This window comes from Bacillus paranthracis, assembly GCF_024296885.1.
GTDB lineage: Bacteria > Bacillota > Bacilli > Bacillales > Bacillaceae_G > Bacillus_A > Bacillus_A paranthracis.
In genome coordinates this window covers 4,632,501-4,654,538 of record NZ_CP101135.1, presented here as the reverse complement: position 1 = coordinate 4,654,538, position 22,038 = coordinate 4,632,501, and the positions used below count along the sequence as shown (strand labels likewise).

25 protein-coding genes are annotated in these 22,038 nt (G+C 37.0%); 13 read left to right on the top strand and 12 right to left on the bottom strand.

The window, feature by feature from the left end:
- Nucleotides 1–3 precede the first annotated feature (3 nt).
- Nucleotides 4–1,728: a phospho-sugar mutase gene (locus tag NLJ82_RS24170; RefSeq protein ID WP_001104210.1), complete on the top strand. Its 1,725-nt coding sequence runs from the start codon at nt 4–6 to the stop codon at nt 1,726–1,728.
- A 107-nt stretch (nt 1,729–1,835) separates the two neighbouring features.
- Nucleotides 1,836–2,723 carry a UTP--glucose-1-phosphate uridylyltransferase GalU gene (gene galU, locus NLJ82_RS24165; protein WP_002163486.1) on the top strand — a complete coding sequence of 296 codons (888 nt, stop codon included), beginning with the start codon at nt 1,836–1,838 and terminating at the stop codon, nt 2,721–2,723.
- A gap of 41 nt (nt 2,724–2,764) precedes the next feature.
- Here galU and NLJ82_RS24160 read toward each other — a convergent pair whose 3' ends face one another.
- Nucleotides 2,765–3,358, bottom strand: a complete 594-nt coding sequence (locus NLJ82_RS24160) for a biotin transporter BioY (protein ID WP_001252157.1) — start codon at nt 3,356–3,358, stop codon at nt 2,765–2,767.
- Nucleotides 3,359–3,408: 50 nt separating this feature from the next.
- The gene (locus tag NLJ82_RS24155) at nt 3,409–4,152 is read right to left on the bottom strand and encodes a DUF3298 and DUF4163 domain-containing protein (RefSeq protein ID WP_000810359.1); all 744 of its coding nucleotides are present in this window, start codon (nt 4,150–4,152) and stop codon (nt 3,409–3,411) included.
- 95 nt (nt 4,153–4,247) lie between these two features.
- Between NLJ82_RS24155 and NLJ82_RS24150 the strand changes: the two genes are divergently transcribed.
- A complete protein-coding gene (locus NLJ82_RS24150; protein ID WP_001140608.1) occupies nt 4,248–4,631 on the top strand; it encodes a hotdog fold thioesterase in 384 nt (127 codons plus the stop codon).
- Between the two features lie 41 nt (nt 4,632–4,672).
- On the opposite strand, the gene NLJ82_RS24145 is transcribed toward NLJ82_RS24150, so the two are convergent.
- Entirely contained in the window at nt 4,673–6,049 is a 1,377-nt protein-coding gene (locus tag NLJ82_RS24145) for a glycine--tRNA ligase (RefSeq protein WP_000287154.1), read from the bottom strand.
- A gap of 347 nt (nt 6,050–6,396) precedes the next feature.
- Nucleotides 6,397–7,110, bottom strand: a complete 714-nt coding sequence (locus tag NLJ82_RS24140; RefSeq protein ID WP_000553331.1) for a DNA alkylation repair protein — start codon at nt 7,108–7,110, stop codon at nt 6,397–6,399.
- A gap of 117 nt (nt 7,111–7,227) precedes the next feature.
- Between NLJ82_RS24140 and NLJ82_RS24135 the strand changes: the two genes are divergently transcribed.
- On the top strand, nt 7,228–7,695 hold the full coding sequence (locus tag NLJ82_RS24135; protein WP_000390056.1) for a hypothetical protein: 468 nt from the start codon (nt 7,228–7,230) through the stop codon (nt 7,693–7,695).
- A 58-nt stretch (nt 7,696–7,753) separates the two neighbouring features.
- On the opposite strand, the gene NLJ82_RS24130 is transcribed toward NLJ82_RS24135, so the two are convergent.
- Nucleotides 7,754–9,079: an ArsB/NhaD family transporter gene (locus NLJ82_RS24130; RefSeq protein ID WP_000545225.1), complete on the bottom strand. Its 1,326-nt coding sequence runs from the start codon at nt 9,077–9,079 to the stop codon at nt 7,754–7,756.
- A gap of 289 nt (nt 9,080–9,368) precedes the next feature.
- On the opposite strand from NLJ82_RS24130, the gene kapD reads away from it, so the two are divergent.
- On the top strand, nt 9,369–9,992 hold the full coding sequence (kapD, locus tag NLJ82_RS24125; protein ID WP_001005369.1) for a 3'-5' exonuclease KapD: 624 nt from the start codon (nt 9,369–9,371) through the stop codon (nt 9,990–9,992).
- Between the two features lie 41 nt (nt 9,993–10,033).
- On the opposite strand, the gene kapB is transcribed toward kapD, so the two are convergent.
- A complete protein-coding gene (kapB, locus tag NLJ82_RS24120) occupies nt 10,034–10,417 on the bottom strand; it encodes a kinase-associated lipoprotein KapB (protein WP_001209341.1) in 384 nt (127 codons plus the stop codon).
- Nucleotides 10,418–10,582: 165 nt separating this feature from the next.
- Between kapB and NLJ82_RS24115 the strand changes: the two genes are divergently transcribed.
- Nucleotides 10,583–10,759 carry a hypothetical protein gene (locus NLJ82_RS24115; RefSeq protein WP_000982758.1) on the top strand — a complete coding sequence of 59 codons (177 nt, stop codon included), beginning with the start codon at nt 10,583–10,585 and terminating at the stop codon, nt 10,757–10,759.
- Nucleotides 10,760–10,827: 68 nt separating this feature from the next.
- Entirely contained in the window at nt 10,828–11,367 is a 540-nt protein-coding gene (gene sodC / locus NLJ82_RS24110) for a superoxide dismutase [Cu-Zn] (RefSeq protein WP_000746504.1), read from the top strand.
- 206 nt (nt 11,368–11,573) lie between these two features.
- On the opposite strand, the gene NLJ82_RS24105 is transcribed toward sodC, so the two are convergent.
- Nucleotides 11,574–12,725: a MalY/PatB family protein gene (locus tag NLJ82_RS24105; RefSeq protein WP_001175839.1), complete on the bottom strand. Its 1,152-nt coding sequence runs from the start codon at nt 12,723–12,725 to the stop codon at nt 11,574–11,576.
- Between the two features lie 117 nt (nt 12,726–12,842).
- Here NLJ82_RS24105 and NLJ82_RS24100 point away from each other — a divergent pair, with 117 nt between their 5' ends.
- Nucleotides 12,843–13,094 carry a YugE family protein gene (locus tag NLJ82_RS24100; RefSeq protein WP_000537636.1) on the top strand — a complete coding sequence of 84 codons (252 nt, stop codon included), beginning with the start codon at nt 12,843–12,845 and terminating at the stop codon, nt 13,092–13,094.
- 30 nt (nt 13,095–13,124) lie between these two features.
- On the opposite strand, the gene NLJ82_RS24095 is transcribed toward NLJ82_RS24100, so the two are convergent.
- On the bottom strand, nt 13,125–13,964 hold the full coding sequence (locus tag NLJ82_RS24095) for an alpha/beta fold hydrolase (RefSeq protein WP_001015185.1): 840 nt from the start codon (nt 13,962–13,964) through the stop codon (nt 13,125–13,127).
- A 109-nt stretch (nt 13,965–14,073) separates the two neighbouring features.
- The gene (locus NLJ82_RS24090; RefSeq protein WP_000543731.1) at nt 14,074–15,066 is read right to left on the bottom strand and encodes a 2-hydroxyacid dehydrogenase; all 993 of its coding nucleotides are present in this window, start codon (nt 15,064–15,066) and stop codon (nt 14,074–14,076) included.
- 254 nt (nt 15,067–15,320) lie between these two features.
- Here NLJ82_RS24090 and NLJ82_RS24085 point away from each other — a divergent pair, with 254 nt between their 5' ends.
- From NLJ82_RS24085 to yugI, 3 genes are all read left to right on the top strand, one after another.
- Complete coding sequence (locus NLJ82_RS24085) at nt 15,321–15,818, top strand: Lrp/AsnC family transcriptional regulator (protein WP_000255699.1); 498 nt, start codon at nt 15,321–15,323, stop codon at nt 15,816–15,818.
- Nucleotides 15,815–17,005: an aminotransferase gene (locus NLJ82_RS24080; RefSeq protein ID WP_000808516.1), complete on the top strand. Its 1,191-nt coding sequence runs from the start codon at nt 15,815–15,817 to the stop codon at nt 17,003–17,005. The genes NLJ82_RS24085 and NLJ82_RS24080 overlap by 4 nt, the downstream gene beginning before the upstream one ends.
- A 253-nt stretch (nt 17,006–17,258) precedes the next feature.
- Entirely contained in the window at nt 17,259–17,603 is a 345-nt protein-coding gene (yugI, locus tag NLJ82_RS24075; protein ID WP_000003767.1) for a S1 domain-containing post-transcriptional regulator GSP13, read from the top strand.
- 111 nt (nt 17,604–17,714) lie between these two features.
- Here the strand turns inward: yugI and NLJ82_RS24070 are convergent, their stop codons facing one another.
- Complete coding sequence (locus tag NLJ82_RS24070; RefSeq protein ID WP_000105788.1) at nt 17,715–17,948, bottom strand: DUF378 domain-containing protein; 234 nt, start codon at nt 17,946–17,948, stop codon at nt 17,715–17,717.
- Between the two features lie 274 nt (nt 17,949–18,222).
- On the opposite strand from NLJ82_RS24070, the gene NLJ82_RS24065 reads away from it, so the two are divergent.
- Nucleotides 18,223–19,575 (top strand): glucose-6-phosphate isomerase, encoded by a 1,353-nt coding sequence (locus tag NLJ82_RS24065; RefSeq protein WP_000103660.1) that lies wholly within the window; start codon nt 18,223–18,225, stop codon nt 19,573–19,575.
- Nucleotides 19,576–19,682: 107 nt separating this feature from the next.
- Nucleotides 19,683–20,096 carry a YugN-like family protein gene (locus NLJ82_RS24060; RefSeq protein ID WP_000612285.1) on the top strand — a complete coding sequence of 138 codons (414 nt, stop codon included), beginning with the start codon at nt 19,683–19,685 and terminating at the stop codon, nt 20,094–20,096.
- On the opposite strand, the gene NLJ82_RS24055 is transcribed toward NLJ82_RS24060, so the two are convergent.
- The gene (locus tag NLJ82_RS24055; RefSeq protein ID WP_000842331.1) at nt 20,083–21,078 is read right to left on the bottom strand and encodes a potassium channel family protein; all 996 of its coding nucleotides are present in this window, start codon (nt 21,076–21,078) and stop codon (nt 20,083–20,085) included. The genes NLJ82_RS24060 and NLJ82_RS24055 overlap by 14 nt on opposite strands.
- Nucleotides 21,079–21,172: 94 nt before the next feature.
- Nucleotides 21,173–21,853 (bottom strand): MgtC/SapB family protein, encoded by a 681-nt coding sequence (locus tag NLJ82_RS24050; RefSeq protein WP_000386681.1) that lies wholly within the window; start codon nt 21,851–21,853, stop codon nt 21,173–21,175.
- Nucleotides 21,854–22,038: the final 185 nt, after the last annotated feature.

Genomic DNA, 22,038 nt, shown 5'->3' with positions numbered 1-22,038 from the left:
AGAATGAATTGGAAACAAGAATTTAGTCGCTGGCTTTCTTACGCACAATTAGATGCAGAATTAAAAGAACAGCTAGAAAATATGAAGCAAGATGAGAAGAAAATCGAGGATAGCTTTTATAAAAATCTAGAGTTTGGCACAGGTGGTATGCGTGGTGAACTTGGTGCTGGTACGAACCGTTTAAACGTATATACAGTTCGTAAAGCGACAAAAGGATTAGCAAGCTTTATCGAAAAGTTAGGTGAGGAAGCGAAAAAACGCGGTGTTGTTGTAGCCTATGATTCTCGTCATAAATCACCTGAGTTCGCAATGGAAGTTGCTGCTACACTAGGTGCACACGGCATTACAACATATGTGTTTGAAAGCTTACGTCCAACGCCAGTGCTTTCTTTCGCAGTTCGTCATTTACATACAGTGAGTGGAATCGTTCTTACTGCAAGTCATAATCCGCCTGAATATAACGGTTATAAAGTATACGGTGAAGATGGTGGACAGTTGCCTCCGAAAGAAGCTGATGAATTAATTAGCTACGTAAACGCAGTAGAAGACGAGTTAACAGTTGAGGTTGCTAATGTGGAGCAATTAAAAGCTGACGGTTTATTACATATTATTGGACAAGAAGTCGATGATGCATATGCTGCAGAATTGAACAATGTCATTATTAATAAAGAAATGGTGGAAAAGGCCGGCAAAGATTTGAAAATCGTCTTCACACCACTACACGGAACATCAAATATTTCTGTACGCCGTGGTTTAAAAGAAGTTGGATTTACAGATGTAACAGTTGTAAAAGAGCAAGAGTTACCAGATCCGAACTTCTCTACAGTAAAATCACCGAACCCAGAAGAGCATGCAGCATTTGAATATGCAATTCGTGACGGTGAGAAGGTAGGAGCGGATGTATTAATCGCAACAGATCCTGACGCAGATCGCCTTGGTGTAGCAGTTCGTAATCACGATGGTGAGTTCCAAGTATTAACTGGTAACCAAACAGGTGCATTAATGCTTGATTATTTACTATCACAAAAGAAAGAAAACGGAACGCTTCCAGAGAACGGTGTCGTATTAAAAACAATCGTAACGTCTGAAATCGGCCGTACAATCGCGAAAACATACGGTTTAGATACAGTTGATACGTTAACTGGATTTAAATTTATCGGTGAGAAAATTAGACAGTATGAAGAAAGCGGACAATATGAATTCCAATTCGGTTATGAGGAAAGCTATGGTTATTTAATCCGCCCATTCTGCCGTGATAAAGATGCAGTACAATCTGTCCTATTCGCATGTGAAGTAGCTGCATACTACAAATCACAAGGTAAAACGTTATACGATGGCCTATTAGAAGTATTTGAGAAGTACGGCTTCTTCCGTGAAGACCTTGTGTCGTTAACGCTAAAAGGAAAAGATGGAGCGGAAAAAATCCAAGAGATGATGGCAACGTTCCGTGAAAATCCTCCGAAAGAAGTAGCGGGCTTAACAGTCGTGGCAGTTGAAGACTATAAAGCAAGCATCGTTACATCTTTACAAGATGGACATAAAGAAGAGATTCACTTACCGAAATCAAATGTGTTAAAATATCAATTAGAGGATGGTTCATGGTTCTGCCTACGTCCATCTGGAACTGAACCGAAGATTAAGTTCTACTTTGGTGTAAAAGATAGTTCTTTACAAAATAGTGAACAAAAGTTACTTACTATTAAAGAAGACATTATGAATCGTTTATAATACAAAGTAATTTTAAGTAGTAAGGAACAAAAGGGAGCGAAATCTCCCTTTTGTTTTATGTAGGAAATGATTGCTATTGATTCCGACAGGAGAGAGGGTATTTTGTGATGAAAAAAGTAAGAAAAGCGATAATCCCAGCAGCTGGATTAGGAACACGTTTTTTACCAGCAACGAAAGCAATGCCGAAAGAAATGTTACCGATAGTAGATAAACCAACGATCCAATACATTGTAGAAGAAGCAGTGAAATCGGGTATCGAAGATATTATTATCGTTACTGGTAAAACAAAGCGTTCTATCGAAGATCATTTTGATAACGCATTTGAACTAGAACAAAACTTATTGGAGAAGAAAAAATATGAGTTGCTTGAAAAAGTACAAGCTTCTTCAAAAATGGTAGATATTCATTACATCCGTCAAAAAGAACCGAAAGGGCTAGGACATGCTGTTTGGTGTGCACGTAAATTCATTGGTGATGAGCCGTTTGCAGTGCTACTAGGTGATGATATTGTCCAAGCTGAGAAACCATGTTTACGTCAATTAATGGATGAGTATGAAAAAACACTTTCTTCTGTTATTGGTGTACAAACTGTTCCAGAGTCGGAAACACATCGCTATGGAATTATTGATCCATTAGAACAAGAAGGTCGTCGTTACCAAGTTCGCAATTTCGTCGAGAAGCCAGCGCAAGGTACAGCACCTTCAAACTTAGCGATTATGGGACGTTACATTTTAACGCCTGAAATCTTTATGTTCTTAGAACAGCAACATGTTGGTGCTGGTGGCGAAATTCAGTTAACAGATGCTATCCAAAGTTTAAACGAAATTCAACGTGTATTCGCTTACGACTTCGAAGGAAAGCGCTATGACGTAGGTGAAAAGTTAGGATTTGTTCAAACGACAATCGAAATGGCACTGCAACACCCAGAATTACGTGATGACATGGTCGTAATGATGAAGAAAATTTTAGAAGAACAAACGAATCAAGAGTCTTAATATAAAAAAGGAGTTGTTCCAGTAGGAACAACTCCTTTTTCTTATGAAATCGTCGAATGAGAATGCTGATAAGCAGAACGACGCACAGCATAGTATATGCGAGGTGCGATAATAGCACCGATAATGGTAAATGCAATATCTTTTACTGCAAACCACATCATAATCATCCAAGCAGCTTTATAGCTCATATTACCGCCCATAAAGAGATTGACTGCCCCGTACATGTAAGTAGTACCGATAATATAAGTTAAAATGATTCCTGTGAAAGAGGCAGTTGCAAATGTACGAAATGTTGGTTTTTCCTTTTGTTCTACGAGTTTTCCTGATACGTAAGCAACGATAATAAATGCGATAATAAAGCCACCAGTAGGATCTAAAAGTGCTCCAAATCCAGCTTTGAAGTTAGCGAAGATTGGTGCACCTGCTACTCCAACTAGCATGTAAACAGTCATTGATAATGCACCAAGTCTACTTCCAAGAAGAAGCCCTGCTAAAATTGCGAAAAATGGTTGCATAGATAATGGGATGCCCGCTACTTGCAGGAATGGTGCCCAAGATACAATATTTGCACCAATGGCCATAAGAGCGACGAACATGGCGGCTAATGCTAAATCTAAAACATGAAATCTCCTCATAATGTTAACCTCCTGTTGTTTTTAAGTTAACATTATCGTAGCGAAACTATTTACTTGTTGTCAATTAAAATATTTTGATAAGAAGGCTTCAAATACTCTCTTAGCAACGTATATGGAATACGAAATTGTGGAATGCCGCTTGAATAAGGCGCAATTTCATATAAAGGGAAATAAATGACGAGATTGTTCGGTTCTAAAAAGAAGTGAAACTTTTTCGTGCTCATGACTTTTTCAGTTGCATCAGGAAAATAAATACTTTCATTTTGTTTAATTTGTCTTACAATCTCAGCACGAATTACGTCTTTATATGTATCTTCTTGTTGAAATAAATCGTCTAAGTGTAGTAACTTTTTTTCTTTTAAATCAAATGTGTTAGCCTTCCACGTATAAAGACCGTGTGCTCCGCCTGTATATTGATAGTAATTCAAATATAGGCTGAGCAAAGGTGATTTATTTAAGGAGACTTTATAATCAACATTCGCCACGTACGGATGAAATGGTGTACTAGATCCTTCTGTTTCTTTATAATATTTTTTTGCGTCTTTTTCTAATTTTGTTTTAAATTTTTCAGTAGATTTTTTGTAATAGAAATTTAGCTTATTTTGAAACTTAGAATCGGAAAAGTTATGAAACGAAGGCCTATTGATTTGATATTCTATATAAGGTTTCTTACCTTTTTGCGTGACAGTCTGAACATCGATTGTCAGGTTGGATGCTTTGGCTGCTAGTGCACAATTTGGTACAATAGTCAGCAAGGAGAACATAAGCGATAGTATAAAAAATTTCTGTTTCATTTAGGTGAAACCTCCTTATATAAGTGTTATAAGTAGTTTGAAAGTAAATAGGTAAAATTATACATTTAATTAAAGTGAGAGAAAGGGGAAACGATATGGCAAAAACTTTAATGGATTCGCTTGGAATTGAGTTGTTAGAGATGACAGAAGATAAGGTAGTTGCTACGATGCCTGTTGATGAACGTACACATCAGCCGTTTGGTTTTTTACACGGTGGTGCATCTCTTGCGTTAGCGGAAACAGTAGCAAGCGTCGGTTCATACAATTTAATTGATCAAGAGAAATGTATTTGCTTCGGTCTAGAAATTAATGCAAACCATATTCGCTCAAAGAAAGATGGAATTGTAACAGCGATCGGAACACCGATACATAGAGGAAACTCAACGATGGTTTGGGATGTACGTATCATTGATGAGAATGACGATTTATTATGTATTTCAAGATGTACAGTAGCAATTAAAGAAAAACGTGAAAAGTAAAAAAAGAGGCTGCTCTAATGAGCAGCCTCTTTTTCTTATAATTAGAACTGGATTTTCTTCTCTAAGAAACCTTTTAGTTCACTAATTGGCATACGAACTTGTTCCATTGTGTCACGGTCACGTACTGTAACAGCTTTGTCTTCAACTGAGTCGAAGTCATAAGTGATACAGAATGGTGTACCGATTTCGTCTTGACGACGGTAACGTTTACCGATAGAACCAGTTTCGTCAAAGTCTACCATGAAGTCTTTAGCTAGTTCTGCAAATACTTCAGTAGCACCTTCAGATAGCTTTTTAGATAATGGTAAGATCGCTGCTTTGTATGGTGCTAAAGCAGGGTGGAAACGAAGAACTGTACGAGAATCGTTTTCTAATTGCTCTTCTTCATATGCATCACATAAGAACGCTAATGTTACGCGGTCAGCACCTAAAGATGGCTCGATGCAGTACGGTACGTAACGCTCATTCGTTTGTGGATCAATATAGTTAAAGTCTTCGTTAGAGTGTTCCATGTGACGTTTTAAATCGAAGTCTGTACGAGATGCAACGCCCCATAGTTCGCCCCAACCGAATGGGAATTTGAATTCAATGTCAGTTGTTGCGTTACTGTAGTGAGATAATTCCTCTTCACCGTGGTCACGAAGACGCATGCTTTCTTCAGTCATACCAAGTGAAAGTAACCAGTTCTTACAAGTTTCACGCCAGAATGCGAACCACTCTAAATCTTCACCAGGCTTACAGAAGAATTCAAGTTCCATTTGTTCGAATTCACGTGTACGGAATGTGAAGTTACCAGGCGTGATTTCGTTACGGAAGCTCTTACCGATTTGGCCAATACCAAATGGAAGTTTTTTACGCATAGAGCGTTGTACGTTTTTGAAGTTTACGAAAATACCTTGTGCTGTTTCTGGACGAAGGAAGATTTCGTTTGTGCTAGACTCTGTAACACCTTGGAATGTTTTGAACATTAAGTTGAACTGACGGATTTCAGTGAATTCTTCACTACCGCAATCAGGACATTTTACTTCATGTTCTTTCATTAAGTCAGCCATTTGGTCGAAAGTAAGACCATCAACAACCATTTCGATGCCTTTTGCATCTAATGCATCTTCAATTAATTTGTCTGCACGGTGACGCGCTTTACATTTTTTACAGTCGATCATTGGATCGTTGAAGTTACCAACGTGACCAGAAGCGATCCAAGTTTTTGGGTTCATTAAAATAGCAGCGTCTAAACCAACGTTGTATGGAGATTCTTGAATGAATTTTTTCCACCAAGCTTTTTTAACGTTATTTTTTAATTCGATTCCAAGTGGACCGTAATCCCAAGTGTTTGCAAGACCACCGTAAATTTCAGAACCAGGGAAAACAAAACCGCGATGTTTCGCTAAGTTTACTACTTGTTCCATTGAATACATAAGAAAATCCTCCTTTTGAAAGCTAACGTATTGGCGATGACGTGCTCAGGTAACTTGTGAAACGAGCAGTATATGCTTTGAAAAACATAAAAAAACGCTCATCCCAAGGCTTAATTGCCTAGGGACGAGCGTTTGCCCGCGGTTCCACCCTAGTTGATACACAAAAGGTGCATCCACTTTATCACGTATTGCTCGAGACTGCCGTTTCCTTGCGGCTTCAGGCTTTCACTATCCCTGAATCGCTTTTTGTGCAAGTACTTATAAGTCCGTCATCGCTACTTATATTAATAATAATGAACATATTCTAACACGTTCTTTTTTAAATCTCAATAGAGGAACGCGTCTATCTATGATAGAGTCTCGCCTATTTTTTCGTTATTTATTCCGTAATTTTGTTTAATGTGCTTAATTGCTTCACGCCTGCTGAGTGGAGCAAGCTCGTTATTTTGCACGTATTCCCAAACGACATCGGGCTTTGTTTTTGCATATTCACGAAGGACCCATCCAATCGCTTTTTGAATGAAAAATTCTTTCGAAGAATGTAGTTGTCCAATAACCCAAAAAAGAAGTTCTTCATCCATCTTTTGTTTATATTTTAGCTGGAATAAAATAGCGGCGCGTTGTAACCATATGTTATCTGATGCAATCCATTTTGGAATATAGGCAGAAATCAATCCGGGATGTTGTAAAAAAATATCGCCTAAAAATGTAGGGACGATGCTATCGACAGTGTCCCACCAAGATTTTGTTACAATAAGTTCTTCTAAGAAGGGAATATGCGTTTCGTTTATATGCTTTTTATATTTTTGCATCATATCGAGTGCGGCTGCCTGAAATTCTCGTTCTGGTAAATCCCACAGCTCACGTACGATAATTTGGAAGTCTTTTGGATCTGGGAGAGTATGTATTTGGATGACGTCTTTTAGTAATTGTCTTCTTTCAGGTGTTTGAATACCGAGAAATGGGAAGTGATTTTTCATATAACGTGCCATCGGTTCTGCTTTTTCCGGATTTTTGTGAGCTATGAAATGCTCTTGTAATGTTTTTACAAATGGATGCATCGGTTGTTCTCCTCTCTTATTATGTTACTCCTATTATTATACAGAGAGTTTGGTTGAATTTTAAAACATAACTTGCAATGCAATGAAATATGTTGAGAGTAGAGAGGAGAGGATAAGATGGAAGATCAAGGCTTACTAGCAGGTTTCTTTGCTCTTAGTTTTGCGTTTATTCTTGTTATATTGATTTGGGCAGTTATTGCGTATTTGTTAACGGCTTTTGCACTGTATACGATGGCGAAAAATGACGGTGCAACGGATGGAGTTCTAGCATTTATTCCTTTTTTTAATAGTAAAATATGGGGTGATTTAGCGAAAGATAAATTACCCGATTTCTTGAAAGAAGAAGCAGGATGGAAAGTATTCGGCATATATGTCGCATGTTTCATTTTTAATTTCGTACCAATTTTATATTTAATAGCAACAGCTGTATCCATTGTGTTGTCTATTTATCTTATCTACGCTATTTTAGACAGATATGGAACGAACTCTATATTATTTACGATTATTCATGTCATCACATTTTCAGTGTTCTTGCCGATTCACTTGTTCATTATCAGAAATGAGCCGGTGAGGTATAACGAGTAAGTTTAATTTAAATATGTGTAATGAAAAAAGCGCCCTGGTTATCAGAGCGCTTTTTGTGCTACATAAGGTAGCGTACATAAATATAAATATGAGAAATGATTAATGAAACGATCATAATTGGGAAACCGACTTTTAAGAAGTCCATGTAGCTAAATTTATGTCCTTCGCGGCTTGCGATACCTGCGACAATTACGTTAGCAGAAGCGCCGATTAATGTTCCGTTTCCGCCCAGACAAGCACCTAATGCTAATGCCCACCATAATACGTCGATTTGTGCGTCAGCAGGTGATAAACCTAATCCGACAGCCATATCGTTAATAAGAGGAATCATTGTTGCAACGAATGGAATGTTATCAATTGTTGCAGAGGCGATACCAGATACCCATAAAATAAGGATAGATGCGTAAGAAATATCTCCGCCTGTTATGCCAATTACTTTTTGAGCTAACATTTTAATAAGACCGATATCGATAAGTCCTCCAACGAGTACGAATAGTCCTGCGAAGAAGAAGATTGTTACCCATTCTACACTTGCGAATACTTCTTCGATTTCATGTTCTTTCACACCGATTAACATAAGTACAGTAGCACCAGTTAAAGCGATGATAGCTGCATCAACGTGGAAAATGGAATGAGTCATGAAACCTACAATTGTAAGTCCAAGTACTGTTAAAGATTTTTTCATTAATACTGGATCTTTAATGTATTGTTTTTCATCTAAACTCATTAATTTTTTAACTTGTACAGGATCAGCGATTAATTGTTTGCGGTACATGAAGTAAAGTATTGTCGCTGTCACACCAATGATAATAATTACGATTGGCGCTAAGTTTAGTAAGAAAGCATTGAAATCTAAATGCTTATTGGCAGAACCAATCATAATGTTAGGTGGATCACCAATTAATGTTGCTGTTCCCCCAATGTTTGAAAAAATAATTTCAGAAAGTAAATAAGGGACAGGATTTACTTGCAGTATGCGCGTAATAGATAAAGTAACTGGAACAACAAGAAGTACAGTTGTAACGTTATCTAAAAATGCGGAACCAAGCGCAGTAAGTAAGGAAAGTGAAATTAAAATTTTAATTGGATTTCCTTGCGCTCCTTTTGCTGCTTTAATGGCAACGTATTGGAAGACGCCCGATTTACTCGTAATGTTCACCAAAATCATCATACCGATGAGTAGTGTAATCGTCCCCCATTCAATATGTTTCGTAAAGGCATTGTGTAAATCAACAACCCCCATAATTACCATGAGTGCTGCACCAAGAAGTGCGATGACAGCGCGATTAATTTTTTCAGAAATAATAATGGCATATGTAATTAAAAAGACTGCGATAGCAAAATAATACTGCCAGTTTGCGAGCTCTTGCGTTGTTTCGTGCAAAACTCTCATCTCCTTTCATTCACTTTTCTTAGTGTGTCAAAAATTAACTAGATGAAACACACATAACGTCATTATAAAGTAGAAAAATGTCGGATGTAAATGAAAGGGTTTATTTTGTTATATTTTCTGCAAAGGTTACTTTTTCTTATTTTTAAAAATATTTGCGGGCATTTGACATATATATAAGATACATCCAATCTGAATATTTAAAATGGAATTAGCATTCGAGCTTGTTCGTGTAGGAGTGTCAAATAGAAAGGAATGACAAAGATGATAAGGAAGGGATCGTATGAATGAACAACAATTTTTATTTTTGGATTTTGAGTTTACGATGCCCCAGCACAGAAAAAAACCAAAAGGATTTTTCCCGGAGATTATTGAGGTAGGACTCGTTTCGGTTGTTGGCTGTAAGGTAGAAGATACGTATTCAGCTCATGTTAGGCCGAAGACTTTTCCTTCTTTAACGGATCGATGTAAGAAGTTTTTAGGGATTAAACAAGAAGTCGTAGATAAAGGAATTTCGTTTCCAGAACTCGTTGAAAAACTTGCAGAATATGAAAAGAGATGTAAACCGACCATTGTTACGTGGGGAAATATGGATATGAAAGTGTTGAAGCATAATTGTGAAAAAGCGGGAGTAGATTTTCCTTTCCAAGGACAGTGTCGTGATTTATCACTTGAGTATAAGAAGTTTTTTGGTGAGAGAAATCAAACAGGACTGTGGAAAGCAATTGAGGCGTATGGAAAAGTAGGGACGGGTAAGCATCATTGTGCGCTAGATGATGCGATGACGACGTATAATATTTTTAAATTAGTAGAAAAAGATAAAGAGTATTTAGTGAAACCAGCACCTCCAACATTAGGGGAACTCGTTGATTTTTCAAAAGTGTTAAAGAAAGTGAGTACACAGTAACGACCAAATTGCACAGTATGTAATTTGGTCGTTTTGTTTTTTTAAAGTTTGTAGTCCTTTTTTAACTGTTCTAATGTTTCTAGACTACGAACCGCAAAAGGTGAATCATCTTCAGAAAATGAATTCATTTGAGTTTCTAATGCTAATTTGAGTGAATCTGTGTAATCTGGAATTTCTCCTTCATATTTCTTCACCATTTGCTCTGGAATGTTCGTCTGTTCACGAAAAGCTAAAGCACGTCTTTCGTGGAAAAATGGTACGTCAGCTTGTTTTACGTTATGTAAGTCACCTTGCACCGGATGTTTTAAAACAGCTAATACTTTTACGACGTAACTGCCAGGGCGGCTATTTGTAACCTCGCCAATGTATTTTCCCGTTTTATAAATACCAGTAACGATTTCGCCAATTTCAAATGTTTCTCTCATATTTTTCACCTCAAGTTTATAGTAAGGAAAGTAGGAGAAGGAGTCAAAGAAATCATTCGCTTTCGGAACGCCCCTTGAGAATATGGATAGGTTCAACTATAATTTAAATGTATATAACAGAAAATTCTGATGTTTTTCGAATCCTATAATTAAGGAGTGTTCGTTATGATGCCTTTATACTTTCCGGAAGATAAAACAGAATATATTATTCCAGGGATTGTTTGTGTTCTATTTATTATCGGTGCGATTGCTACATGGCGTATGTTCGTTCGTGTATCAAAACGAGAAGCAGATCGATTACAGAAAGTTGAAGAAAAGCTGTTAGCTGAAAAGAAACAGTAACTCATTTTTGTATGTTTCCCTCTATGCTCGGACAATCTAAGGGCAGAATGTATTTTGGAGGGAATAAAATGAAAAAACGGCTTTTTTTCAGTTGTTGTTTACTATTTCTGATGGCAGGTTGTGACCAAGGAAAGCCGAAAGAAATTGACGTGAAATTACATAATGCTTCAGGTGATGAAGTGGGGACTGCAAAAGTAACTCAGCAAACAAGCGGAGTGAAAATTACGATTAAAGGGGAAGGTTTCGCACCTGGCCCGCACGGACTACATGTACACGAAATTGGAGAGTGTAAAGCACCTCGTTTTGAATCAGCTGGAAATCATTTTAATCCAGATGATAAAAAGCATGGACTACTCAATCCGAAGGGTGCAGAAAACGGTGATTTACCGAACGTAATTGCAGATGGTTCTGGAAAGATTAAAGCAGAAATTGATGCGCCGCATATAACGCTTGAAGAAGGAAAAACGACGATTCATAGAAAAGATGGAGCGTCTATTATTATTACAGAAAACGCTGATGATGGCATGACACAACCGACAGGTAAATCAGGTGATCGAATTGCTTGTGGTGTTATTGTAAAAAAAGCGTCGGATATGAAGAAAAAGTAAAAGCTACCGTGCGCGGTAGCTTTTTTGTGTAGTGTAAGTGAAAATATATCAGCGATTATTGGAATATATCGACTGTAACTTAAAATATATCGGCGATTATTGGAATATATCGACCGTAACTCAAAATATATCGGCGATTTTTAAAATATATCGACTTACCGACAAAAGTTGACAAAGGAGGCTGTCCCAAACAGTCTCCTTTCTTATTATGAAAACGTATGGCGCAGTCTATTTAAAATTTCTTCTAAAACAGACCTTGGACAGCCGATGTTAATTCGAATATGTTCTTCGCCGCCTAATCCGTACTTCTCACCAGGCTCAACAATAATTTTTCCTTTTTCTTCGAGCAATTTAGTGCGCTCATTTTGAGAAAGCTGTAGGCGAGAGCAATCAATCCATAATAAAAAGCTACCTTCTGGCTTCGTTACGGAAAGAGTAGGTATGTGATCTTTCATATATTTACAAGCAAATTGAGCATTATCTTCTATATATAATCGAATTTCATTTAGCCAATCGTTACATTCTGTATAGGCACTTACCATCGCTGTATAGGCAAATATATTTAATCCGTGGAAGCCTTGTCTATATTGGATAGATGTAAAGGCTTGACGGAGTTTTTCATTTGGAATGATAATAATCGATGCTTGTAATCCAGCGATATTAAATGTTTTACTTGGAGCCATACAAGTAATCGTGCGCGCTGCTAATTCTTCGGATAAAGAAGCGAACGGTGTATGTGTATGATCTGCGTAAATAATATCGGAATGAATTTCATCTGCGACAACGATTACATTATATTTGGTACATAAAGATCCAAGCTTTGTTAGTTCCTCTTTCGTCCAAACACGCCCTATCGGATTGTGAGGACTGCAAAGAAGCATGAGTTTAATGCCTTGTTGAAATTGCCTTTCTAAATGCTCAAAGTCTATCGCATATGTATCATTTTGTTTCTGTAATGGACTTACGCATAATTGTCTGTTGTTTGTTGTGACCATTTCGAAAAATGGGGGATAAATAGGTGGTTGTACGAGAACGGATTCGTTTTCCTTTGTGAAGGCCTGTATGCTCGTACTAAGAGCTGGAACGATTCCGGCGCTAAAGACAATCCACTCTTTTTGAATATCCCAGTTGTACTGTTTTTTTGTCCAGTTACAAATAATATCGCCAATATTTTCGGGAGGAAGTGTATAGCCGAAAATAGGATGCTCGATACGTTTCTTTAAAGCAGCTTGAATTGGTTGTGGTACTTCAAAATCCATATCAGCAATCCAAGCATGGATAAGTTCTTCGTTTTTATATGTATCCCATTTTATACTATGGGTTCCACGTCGATTGACTGTTTTATGAAATAGTTGCATAAGTTTGCCCCCTTCTTCTGTAAAACCGTTAAGTTATGAAAGTTCTCTCTCTTCTTATAGAATAGCTGATGTGATAGGATAAAGAAAAGTATTAAAAAGTGAAAAGGCGGGAAGCGAATGGGTACATATGAAAAGATGATAGAGGTTGTGAAGAATTGGGATCCGTTTCAAATGGGACCGGAGTTTTATGAAACAGAAGCGAGCGATGTTGTGAACGTCGCAAGTGTGTTTGATGATTCAAAATACATCGCAAAGAAGATTCAACATATATACTTTATGTCTTTTGAGGAAGTACCTGCGCTTGAAAAATGTGAGAAGTTAGCTGTGGAATTACTTGTAATAAAAGAAGGCGGAAGTTGTTCATTGTAGGCTGTCGGAATTTCCGACAGCCTTTTTATATTACTGCGCAGAAAAAGCCATAATTTCTTCATAAACATGTTCCGGTTTTTCTTCAGGTAGTAAATGCCCTGTATTTTCGTAAGAAATAAATTTCGAATTCGGTAAATCTTTGTGCAGACGATGACCCACATGTACAGGGACGACCCGATCTTTTTCACCCCAAATGAGTAGCGTAGGTGTTTCGATTTTTTGTAATTCAGTTGAAGATAAGTCACCTTCACGATCTCGTATCATACGAGTTAAAGCGGGGAATATACGGTTGTCATAAAAAGGAGCAGAGTAACCGGCCTTCATTTCATCGTCAATTAATGAATGATCATGAACGACATTCATTAAGTTATGAACAATGCCGCGCCGTATAATCCAATTCTTTACGTATAAATGAAAGAACGGTAAATAAGAAGAGTACAGTAAAGGTAAAGTTGCGCGTGCTAAATAGCTAGAGCTACATAGTAAAATTGTCTTTGAAATTAATTCAGGACGTATACGGTTTACGTAAAGTGAAATTTGGCCGCCCATAGAATGTCCAACTAACACAATGTTTGAGAGAGATAAGTGTTCAATTAAATCGATTATAATCATTGCTAAATTATGATAAGAATACTTAAATAGATGAGACTTATCACTCTTCCCGAACGGTGGTAAATCAAGGGCAATGACTGTTCCTTCTTTTGATAATAAAGGAATTAGACGGCGGTAGCTGAATGAGGAAGATAAAAAGCCGTGAACGAGTACGAAAGTAGGACGTTCTGTTTTATTTTCATGTTCATACAATTCGTAATGAACAGTAGTGCCGCGAGTGGAAAAAGTGAAATAAGGACAAGTAGATTCGTGATTCATTTTTTGTCACTCCATTGATTTTTGTTCATATCATTTCCAAGGCAGAAAAAAATATGTTAACAAAAAAAGGCAAGATGACGATGTCATCTTGCCTTTCGTATATTCAGTATTACCCGCGAACAATATTAGGCGGTGTTTTTCCTTGTAACGCTGTAACTAAATTTTCAGCGGCGGTCATAGCCATTTGTTGCCTAGTTTTTAATGTTGCAGATCCGATATGTGGTAAGGTCACAACATTTTGTAATGATAAGAGCGGATTGTCTTTTTGAATCGGCTCTTGTGTAAACGTATCGATGCCTGCTGCAAAGATTTTCTTTTCTGTTAACGCATCGATTAACGCTTCTTCATCTACTGTTTTCCCGCGAGAAGCATTAATGAAGATAGCTGTTTCTTTCATGAATGAAAATTCCTTTTCTCCGATAAGATGGTACGTTTCATCTGTTAATGGAGTAAGAAGAACGATAAAGTCAGACTGCTTTAGAAGTGTCTGTAAATCACAATATGTAGCATCGAATTTTTGTTCAGCTTCTTCTTTTCGGCGACGGTTATAATAAAGAACATCCATATCAAATCCGAATTTCGCTCGTTTTGCAACAGCTTCACCAATTCGGCCCATACCGATAATGCCGATTGTACTATGGTGTACATCTAGCCCAAAGTGCTCTTTTCCAATTTCCGCATTCCATTTACCATTTTTTACGTAGGAGTCGAGTTCACAAACACGACGACCAGCAGATAACATAAGAGCAAAAACGAGGTCAGCTACTGTATCATCTAGTACGTAAGGTGTATTTGTTCCGATGACATTGCGCTTTTCCATCGCTTGTAAATCAAAATTATCGTAACCGACAGAAATGTTGCTTACTACTTTTAAGTTAGGAGCCGCCTCCAATAATTCTTCATTAATAGCAGATCCGAAATTTAATAAACCATCTTTATCTTGTATTTTCTCTAGTAGAACATCACGAGGTACCTTCTCATTTTGCTCCCATTTTTCATAATCACAGTGTTCTGATAAATAGTTTTCTACAAATGTTGGAACTGGTTCAGCAATATAAACTTTTGGTTTCACGATTCCATCCCCTTTCGCTTTATCATGCATTTTTCTGCTGAGTAAAGTTTCACTTTACCCCGCTTTAACGAGCAGTAAGACTCCCACCTAAAAAGACGGTTGAGACAAAGAAGTGAGGTGGGAGATCAAGCCCGATTGGAGCGGGCTAATAATCCATGGGGTGAACCTTTCCATGGATTAAAGTTTCACTTTATTTTGACATAATTCACTAAAAAAATCTTCTTTTCAAACTGGAAAGGCTATTTGTATAATTTAGACACAAACGAAAAGGAAGGATGATTTATATGGTGACAGAAAAAGAATTAGAATTATTAGCTTGTCTTGAAAAAAGTAGTCGATTATCTGTAGATACATTAGCGAAGCTGTTAAATATAGAAGTAGAAGAAGTAAAGAAAATGGTTGAAAAATTAGAAGCGGAAAAGATTATCGTGGATTATGTAACACATATCGATTGGACGAAGGTGAAAGAACATACAGGTTTAACGGCAATGATTGATGTGAAAGTTACGCCAAAGCACGGCGTTGGGTTCGATGCGGTTGCTGAGCAAATTTATCGTTATTCAGAAGTGAAATCTGTGTATTTAATGTCAGGGACATATGACCTTTCTATTACATTAGAGGGAAAGACAATGGGAGAAGTGGCGATGTTTGTTTCTGAGAAATTAGCAACAATTGAATCTGTCGTTTCTACGACAACGCATTTTATTTTGAAGAAGTATAAACATGAGGGGATTATTTATGAAAAAAACGATGATGATAAGCGAATTGTGGTGACACCATGAAGCAATTTGAACTATCTAGAGCAGCGGAATCTTTACAACCATCTGGTATTCGAAAGTTTTTCGATTTAGCAGCAAATATGAAAGGTGTTATTTCGCTTGGAGTAGGAGAGCCTGATTTCGTTACACCTTGGAATGTGAGGCAAGCATGTATCCGTTCTTTAGAACAAGGATATACGTCATATACAGCAAATGCAGGATTATTGGAGCTCCGTCAAGAAATAGCAAAGTATCTAAAAAAACAATTTGCAGTTTCTTATGATCCAAACGATGAAATCATTGTTACAGTTGGAGCAAGTCAGGCGTTAGATGTAGCGATGCGCGCCATTATAAATCCTGATGATGAAGTACTCATTATTGAGCCAAGTTTCGTTTCTTATGCCCCGCTTGTGACATTAGCTGGAGGCGTTCCAGTTCCTGTGGCGACTACTTTAGAAAATGAATTTAAAGTACAACCAGAACAAATTGAAGCAGCTATTACAGCGAAGACAAAGGCAATTTTACTTTGTTCACCAAATAACCCAACAGGTGCAATGTTAAACAAGTCCGAGCTTGAAGAAATAGCAGTGATTGTTGAGAAGTACAATTTAATCGTATTATCTGATGAAATTTATGCAGAACTTGTATACGACGAAGCATATACAAGTTTCGCGAGTATTAAAAATATGCGCGAGCATACGATTTTAATTTCGGGATTTTCAAAAGGATTTGCAATGACAGGATGGCGTCTTGGTATGATTGCAGCTCCTGTTCATTTTTCAGAATTAATGCTCAAAATTCACCAATATTCTATGATGTGTGCCCCAACGATGTCTCAGTTCGCAGCACTTGAAGCGTTACGTGCGGGGAATGATGAAGTAATTCGGATGAGAGATAGTTATAAGAAACGCCGTAATTTTATGACGACATCTTTCAATGAAATGGGATTAACGTGTCACGTGCCGGGCGGAGCATTTTATGTCTTTCCTTCAATCTCTTCAACTGGACTATCTTCAGCGGAATTTGCAGAACAGTTATTATTAGAAGAAAAAGTGGCTGTTGTACCTGGAAGTGTATTTGGCGAAAGTGGCGAAGGGTTTATTCGTTGTTCGTATGCAACATCGCTTGAACAGCTTATGGAAGCAACGAAGAGAATGGAACGGTTTATAGAGAATAAAAAAAGGACAAAACACAATACGTTTTGTCCATAAAAGGGGGGGAATACTAGAAAGCCATGTGTTAGTATTCTATCCTAATATTGGAGAATTATACTTACTTAAGGAAATTTTTTCATGAATTTTGAATGAGCTCTGCCATAGTGGTATAATTTACTAATATAAGGTATGCGTATCCTGAGTAGCTTTACTTACGGTACGTATTAACTAATCGGATATTTAACAATAAATCATCTGCTTTGCTATCTACAATTGTAGAGAAAATGGTAAACGTATGGGAGTGTTTCATATGTCAGAACAATATACAACAGGAGTGGTTGTAACAGGGAAAGTGACTGGGATTCAAGATTACGGTGCATTTGTAGCGTTAGATGCAGAAACACAAGGACTTGTGCATATATCTGAAATTACAAATGGATATGTAAAGGATATTCATGACTTTTTAAAAGTCGGCGATACAGTAGAAGTAAAAGTACTTTCAATTGATGAAGAACACAGAAAAATGAGTTTATCGTTAAAAGCGGCGAAAAGAAAACAAGGACGGATTCTTATACCGAATCCATCTAAGGACGGATTTAATACGCTGCGAGAAAAGCTAACAGAATGGATTGAAGAGTCTGAGTTAACAAAGTAAAAGAGGAGCGCATATGAGCGTTCCTCTTTTACTTTTTCTTATGATATATATTTGCAAATATGATTGCATGCAATCATATTCGTATGTCGAAGGTGAGTAAGGACATACTGACTAGCGAATTTCGTTCGTTTCTGGGTGAGTACCAAGATTTTCTGATGGTTTAAAGAGTAAACCAAGATTGATCAGCCCAGAAATACCGACGATGCCGTAAATAATACGTGCAAGAGCTGAGTTTTGTCCACCGAAAATGGCTGCCACTAAGTCAAACTGGAAGAACCCAATTAATCCCCAGTTTACAGCGCCAATTACAGTAAAGACTAATGCGATACGTTGCAAAGTACTCATGAAAAAGCCCCCCTTAATTGTGAAGCATGAGCAAGCGATGAGTTAATTAACTCTTTTATAGAATGGGGTAGTTATGTTGTTTTTATACATAAAAAATGTTCGAAATAGGATGTATATACATCTATACCGAAAAATGCGAATTTTTATGCAAAAAATGAACTTTTTTTAAAAAATATATATTGGTTACGTTTACAAGGGGTGAATCGCTTGATTTACAACTTCAGTTTCGCTAAAGTGAATACAGAAATACATATCCATAATTGGAGGGAAAAAGATGAGTACACATGTAACGTTCGACTATTCTAAAGCGTTATCCTTCATCGGTGAACATGAAATCACTTATTTACGTGATGCAGTGAAAGTAACACATCACGCAATCCACGAAAAAACTGGAGCTGGGAACGATTTCCTTGGGTGGGTAGACCTTCCGCTTCAATATGACAAAGAAGAATTTGCTCGCATTCAAAAATGCGCAGAAAAAATTAAAAATGACTCTGACATTTTACTTGTTGTAGGTATCGGTGGTTCTTACCTAGGAGCACGTGCAGCAATTGAAATGTTAAACCATTCTTTCTACAACACACTTTCTAAAGAACAACGTAAAACTCCACAAGTGCTATTTGTTGGACAAAACATTAGCTCCACTTATATGAAAGATTTAATGGATGTACTAGAAGGCAAAGACTTCTCTATTAACGTTATTTCCAAATCAGGTACAACAACAGAGCCAGCACTAGCATTCCGTATTTTCCGTAAGTTATTAGAAGAAAAGTATGGAAAAGAAGAAGCTCGCAAACGTATTTATGCAACTACAGATAAAGCGCGTGGTGCATTAAAAACATTAGCTGATAATGAAGGTTACGAAACATTCGTTATTCCAGATGATGTTGGAGGACGTTTCTCTGTATTAACGCCAGTTGGTTTATTGCCAATCGCAGTGAGTGGCTTAAATATTGAAGAGATGATGAAAGGTGCAGCTGCTGGTCGTGAGGACTTCGGTACATCAGAACTAGAAGAAAACCCAGCTTACCAATACGCAGTAGTTCGTAACGCTCTATACAATAAAGGAAAAACAATTGAAATGCTTGTTAACTATGAGCCAGCACTTCAATACTTCGCTGAGTGGTGGAAACAGTTATTTGGTGAAAGTGAAGGAAAAGATCAAAAAGGTATTTTCCCATCTTCAGCAAACTTCTCAACTGACTTACATTCATTAGGTCAATACGTTCAAGAAGGTCGTCGTGACTTATTTGAAACAGTTCTAAAAGTAGGTAAACCTACACATGAACTAACAATCGAATCAGAAGAAAACGATTTAGATGGATTAAACTACCTTGCTGGTGAAACTGTAGACTTCGTAAACACGAAAGCATACGAAGGTACATTACTTGCACATAGCGATGGCGGAGTACCAAACTTAATCGTAAATATTCCTGAATTAAATGAGTACACATTCGGTTACCTTGTATACTTCTTCGAAAAAGCATGTGCGATGAGCGGCTACTTATTAGGCGTAAATCCATTTGACCAACCAGGGGTAGAAGCATACAAGAAAAACATGTTTGCTTTACTTGGTAAACCAGGATTTGAAGAATTAAAAGCAGAATTAGAAGAGCGTTTAAAATAATAAAAAGCGGCCGGAATCCGGCCGCTTTTTATTATTTCATCGAAAAGTCCATCAGTATATTCAAACTAGAGTGGGTATGCTAAAGAAAAAGTCTAGGAGGGATGGACTTGATTCCGATTCATTCAAATTTAGAAGGACGTACATATGCGTTATATAAGTTAGAAGAAATAATGAAGCCACTCGGATATAGCATTGGTGGCAATTGGGATTATGATAAAGGATGCTTTGATTATAAAATTGATGAAGAAGATGGCTATCAATTTCTGCGAGTGCCATTTACAGCCATTGATGGAGAACTAGATGTACCAGGCGTAATAGTTCGTCTTGGAACGCCGTATATTCTTTCGCACGTATATCAAGACGAACTAGATGATCATGTAAATACGTTAACAGCTGGAACGAGTGGGATGGATCAATTTGCTGAGCCGAAAGATCCAGATGGAGATGTGAAAAGAAAATATATCAATATTGGGAAAGTGCTCATGCAAGAATTAGAGCGTCATTTTACTAATGGTGAATAACAATGAGTATGTCGCTTTCAATGAGAACAAAGGAATGAACTGGATTAATCATATATTGTTCGTCGCGCTTTATACCTAGTAAGAGAATGTTTTGCTTTAAAAGAGTATAGCTACAATTGGCAAAAGTTTGTCCGGTGCAGGACATAGGAAGCTCCATCAGTTGTAATTTATTATCAGAGATTTCGTCGTAAAGTGAAAATAGTACACCTGAAATGGAAGGGAATAAAAGAGAAGCGGTAAATACATAGCTCGTTAATTTATTTCCTTCTATAATTTCTGACACGCCAGCTCTCGTTGCATTTTGTATTTGTTCAGAAGTAAGAAGTTCAGCGATGCAGTGAATGTTTGGGTTGAGCCCTTTTGCAGTTAAAATATTTAAAATGGACTGTGTATCCGCTAAGCTTTCATTTTTTTCTTTATCGGCTGTTATTAATATGGTGTGTGCCGTTGTAATATTAGCTTTTAATAACGTTTGGTCGTGATGGGGGCACCCCTTTATAAATTCTAAATGATGAAATGGTTTTGGCAGTAAAGAAAGTGTTTCATCAATTAAAACGATATCAAGGTTTGGTTGTAGTACGTGCATTTGTTTTACAACATGTTTTGCTCGTTCATTCCAGCCGACAATAATCATATGACCGTTAGAAGTCGCAGCTTCTTCTCCTTTAACTTTCATATATTGTTTATTAATCATTTCAGTAGCAAACAGCACCATATAATAAGAACAAAATCCAGTTCCTAATAAAATAATACTCATACCGATAAGTTTCCCGATTAGTGTATGAGGGGCAAAGTCACCATAGCCAACAGTGAAAATTGTAACGATTGACCACCAAATTCCATCAAACCATGTGGTAAAGTGTGATGGTTCTAATCTATGTATAAGAAAGCCGGAAAAAGCAGTAAGTATAACAATAAAGCAAATTAAACGAAAAATAATGGAATCACGAAATGTATCTACTAAATTCGGACGGGATTTCAATTGCCTATTCCTCCTTACTTTGCAGGACTACATTCATTGTTGCCATTATAGAAAAAAGAAAAACTCTCTAATTTAAAAGAGAGTTTGTTTTACGTTACATACTTTCCACTTCAGTTTGTTGAACACTTTCGAGATGCTGGAGAGCATAGTAAACATCAGCAGTATGTCTTTTTTGATCGATACATAATTTAAGATGTAAATAGTGAGAACCATTTTCTAACGTTTTAAGCTTCATATTCTTCACTTTTATATCCATTTCTTTTATTTCCTCAATTACAACTGGGATATTGTCCATATTTCGCACAACAAGTTTTACTGCGATATCACGTTGACGAAATGATCTAGGTCCTACAAATTTCATTGTTAATGGTATAAGTTCAACGCTAATCATAAGGAAACACATTCCGAAAATCGCTTCGATATAGAACCCAGCTCCAACAGCAATACCAATACCAGATGCGCCCCAAATCATAGCAGCAGTTGTTAATCCAGCAATACTATCGTTTCCTCTACGTAAAATAACACCGGCACCTAAAAAACCAATCCCTGATACAATTTGAGCGGCAAGTCGAAGTGGGTCCATATTCATATGATCAGTATGTGGTAAATTGTAAGCTGCTTTAATAGAAACAATGGTCAGGAGGCAACTAATGATAGAAATAACTAAACACGTTTTTAAACCAAGTGGTTTACGTTTTAATTCGCGCTCTAAACCGATGGCGAACCCTAAAATAGCCGAGAGACCTAGTTTGATTAATAAATCGGTATAGTCCATATATATTCCTCCTTGTATGGTATCGTATATAAATAAAACGTTTATTATAGAAAGAAACGTTTTTGGATAGAGTGACTTTATATAGAATATATGTAGGAATCTCTTAGAAATGAAAGAGATATTTCGTTTAAGTATATGATATTAAAAAAGAAATGTAGTTAATTTGAAAAAAGTTTATAAAAGGT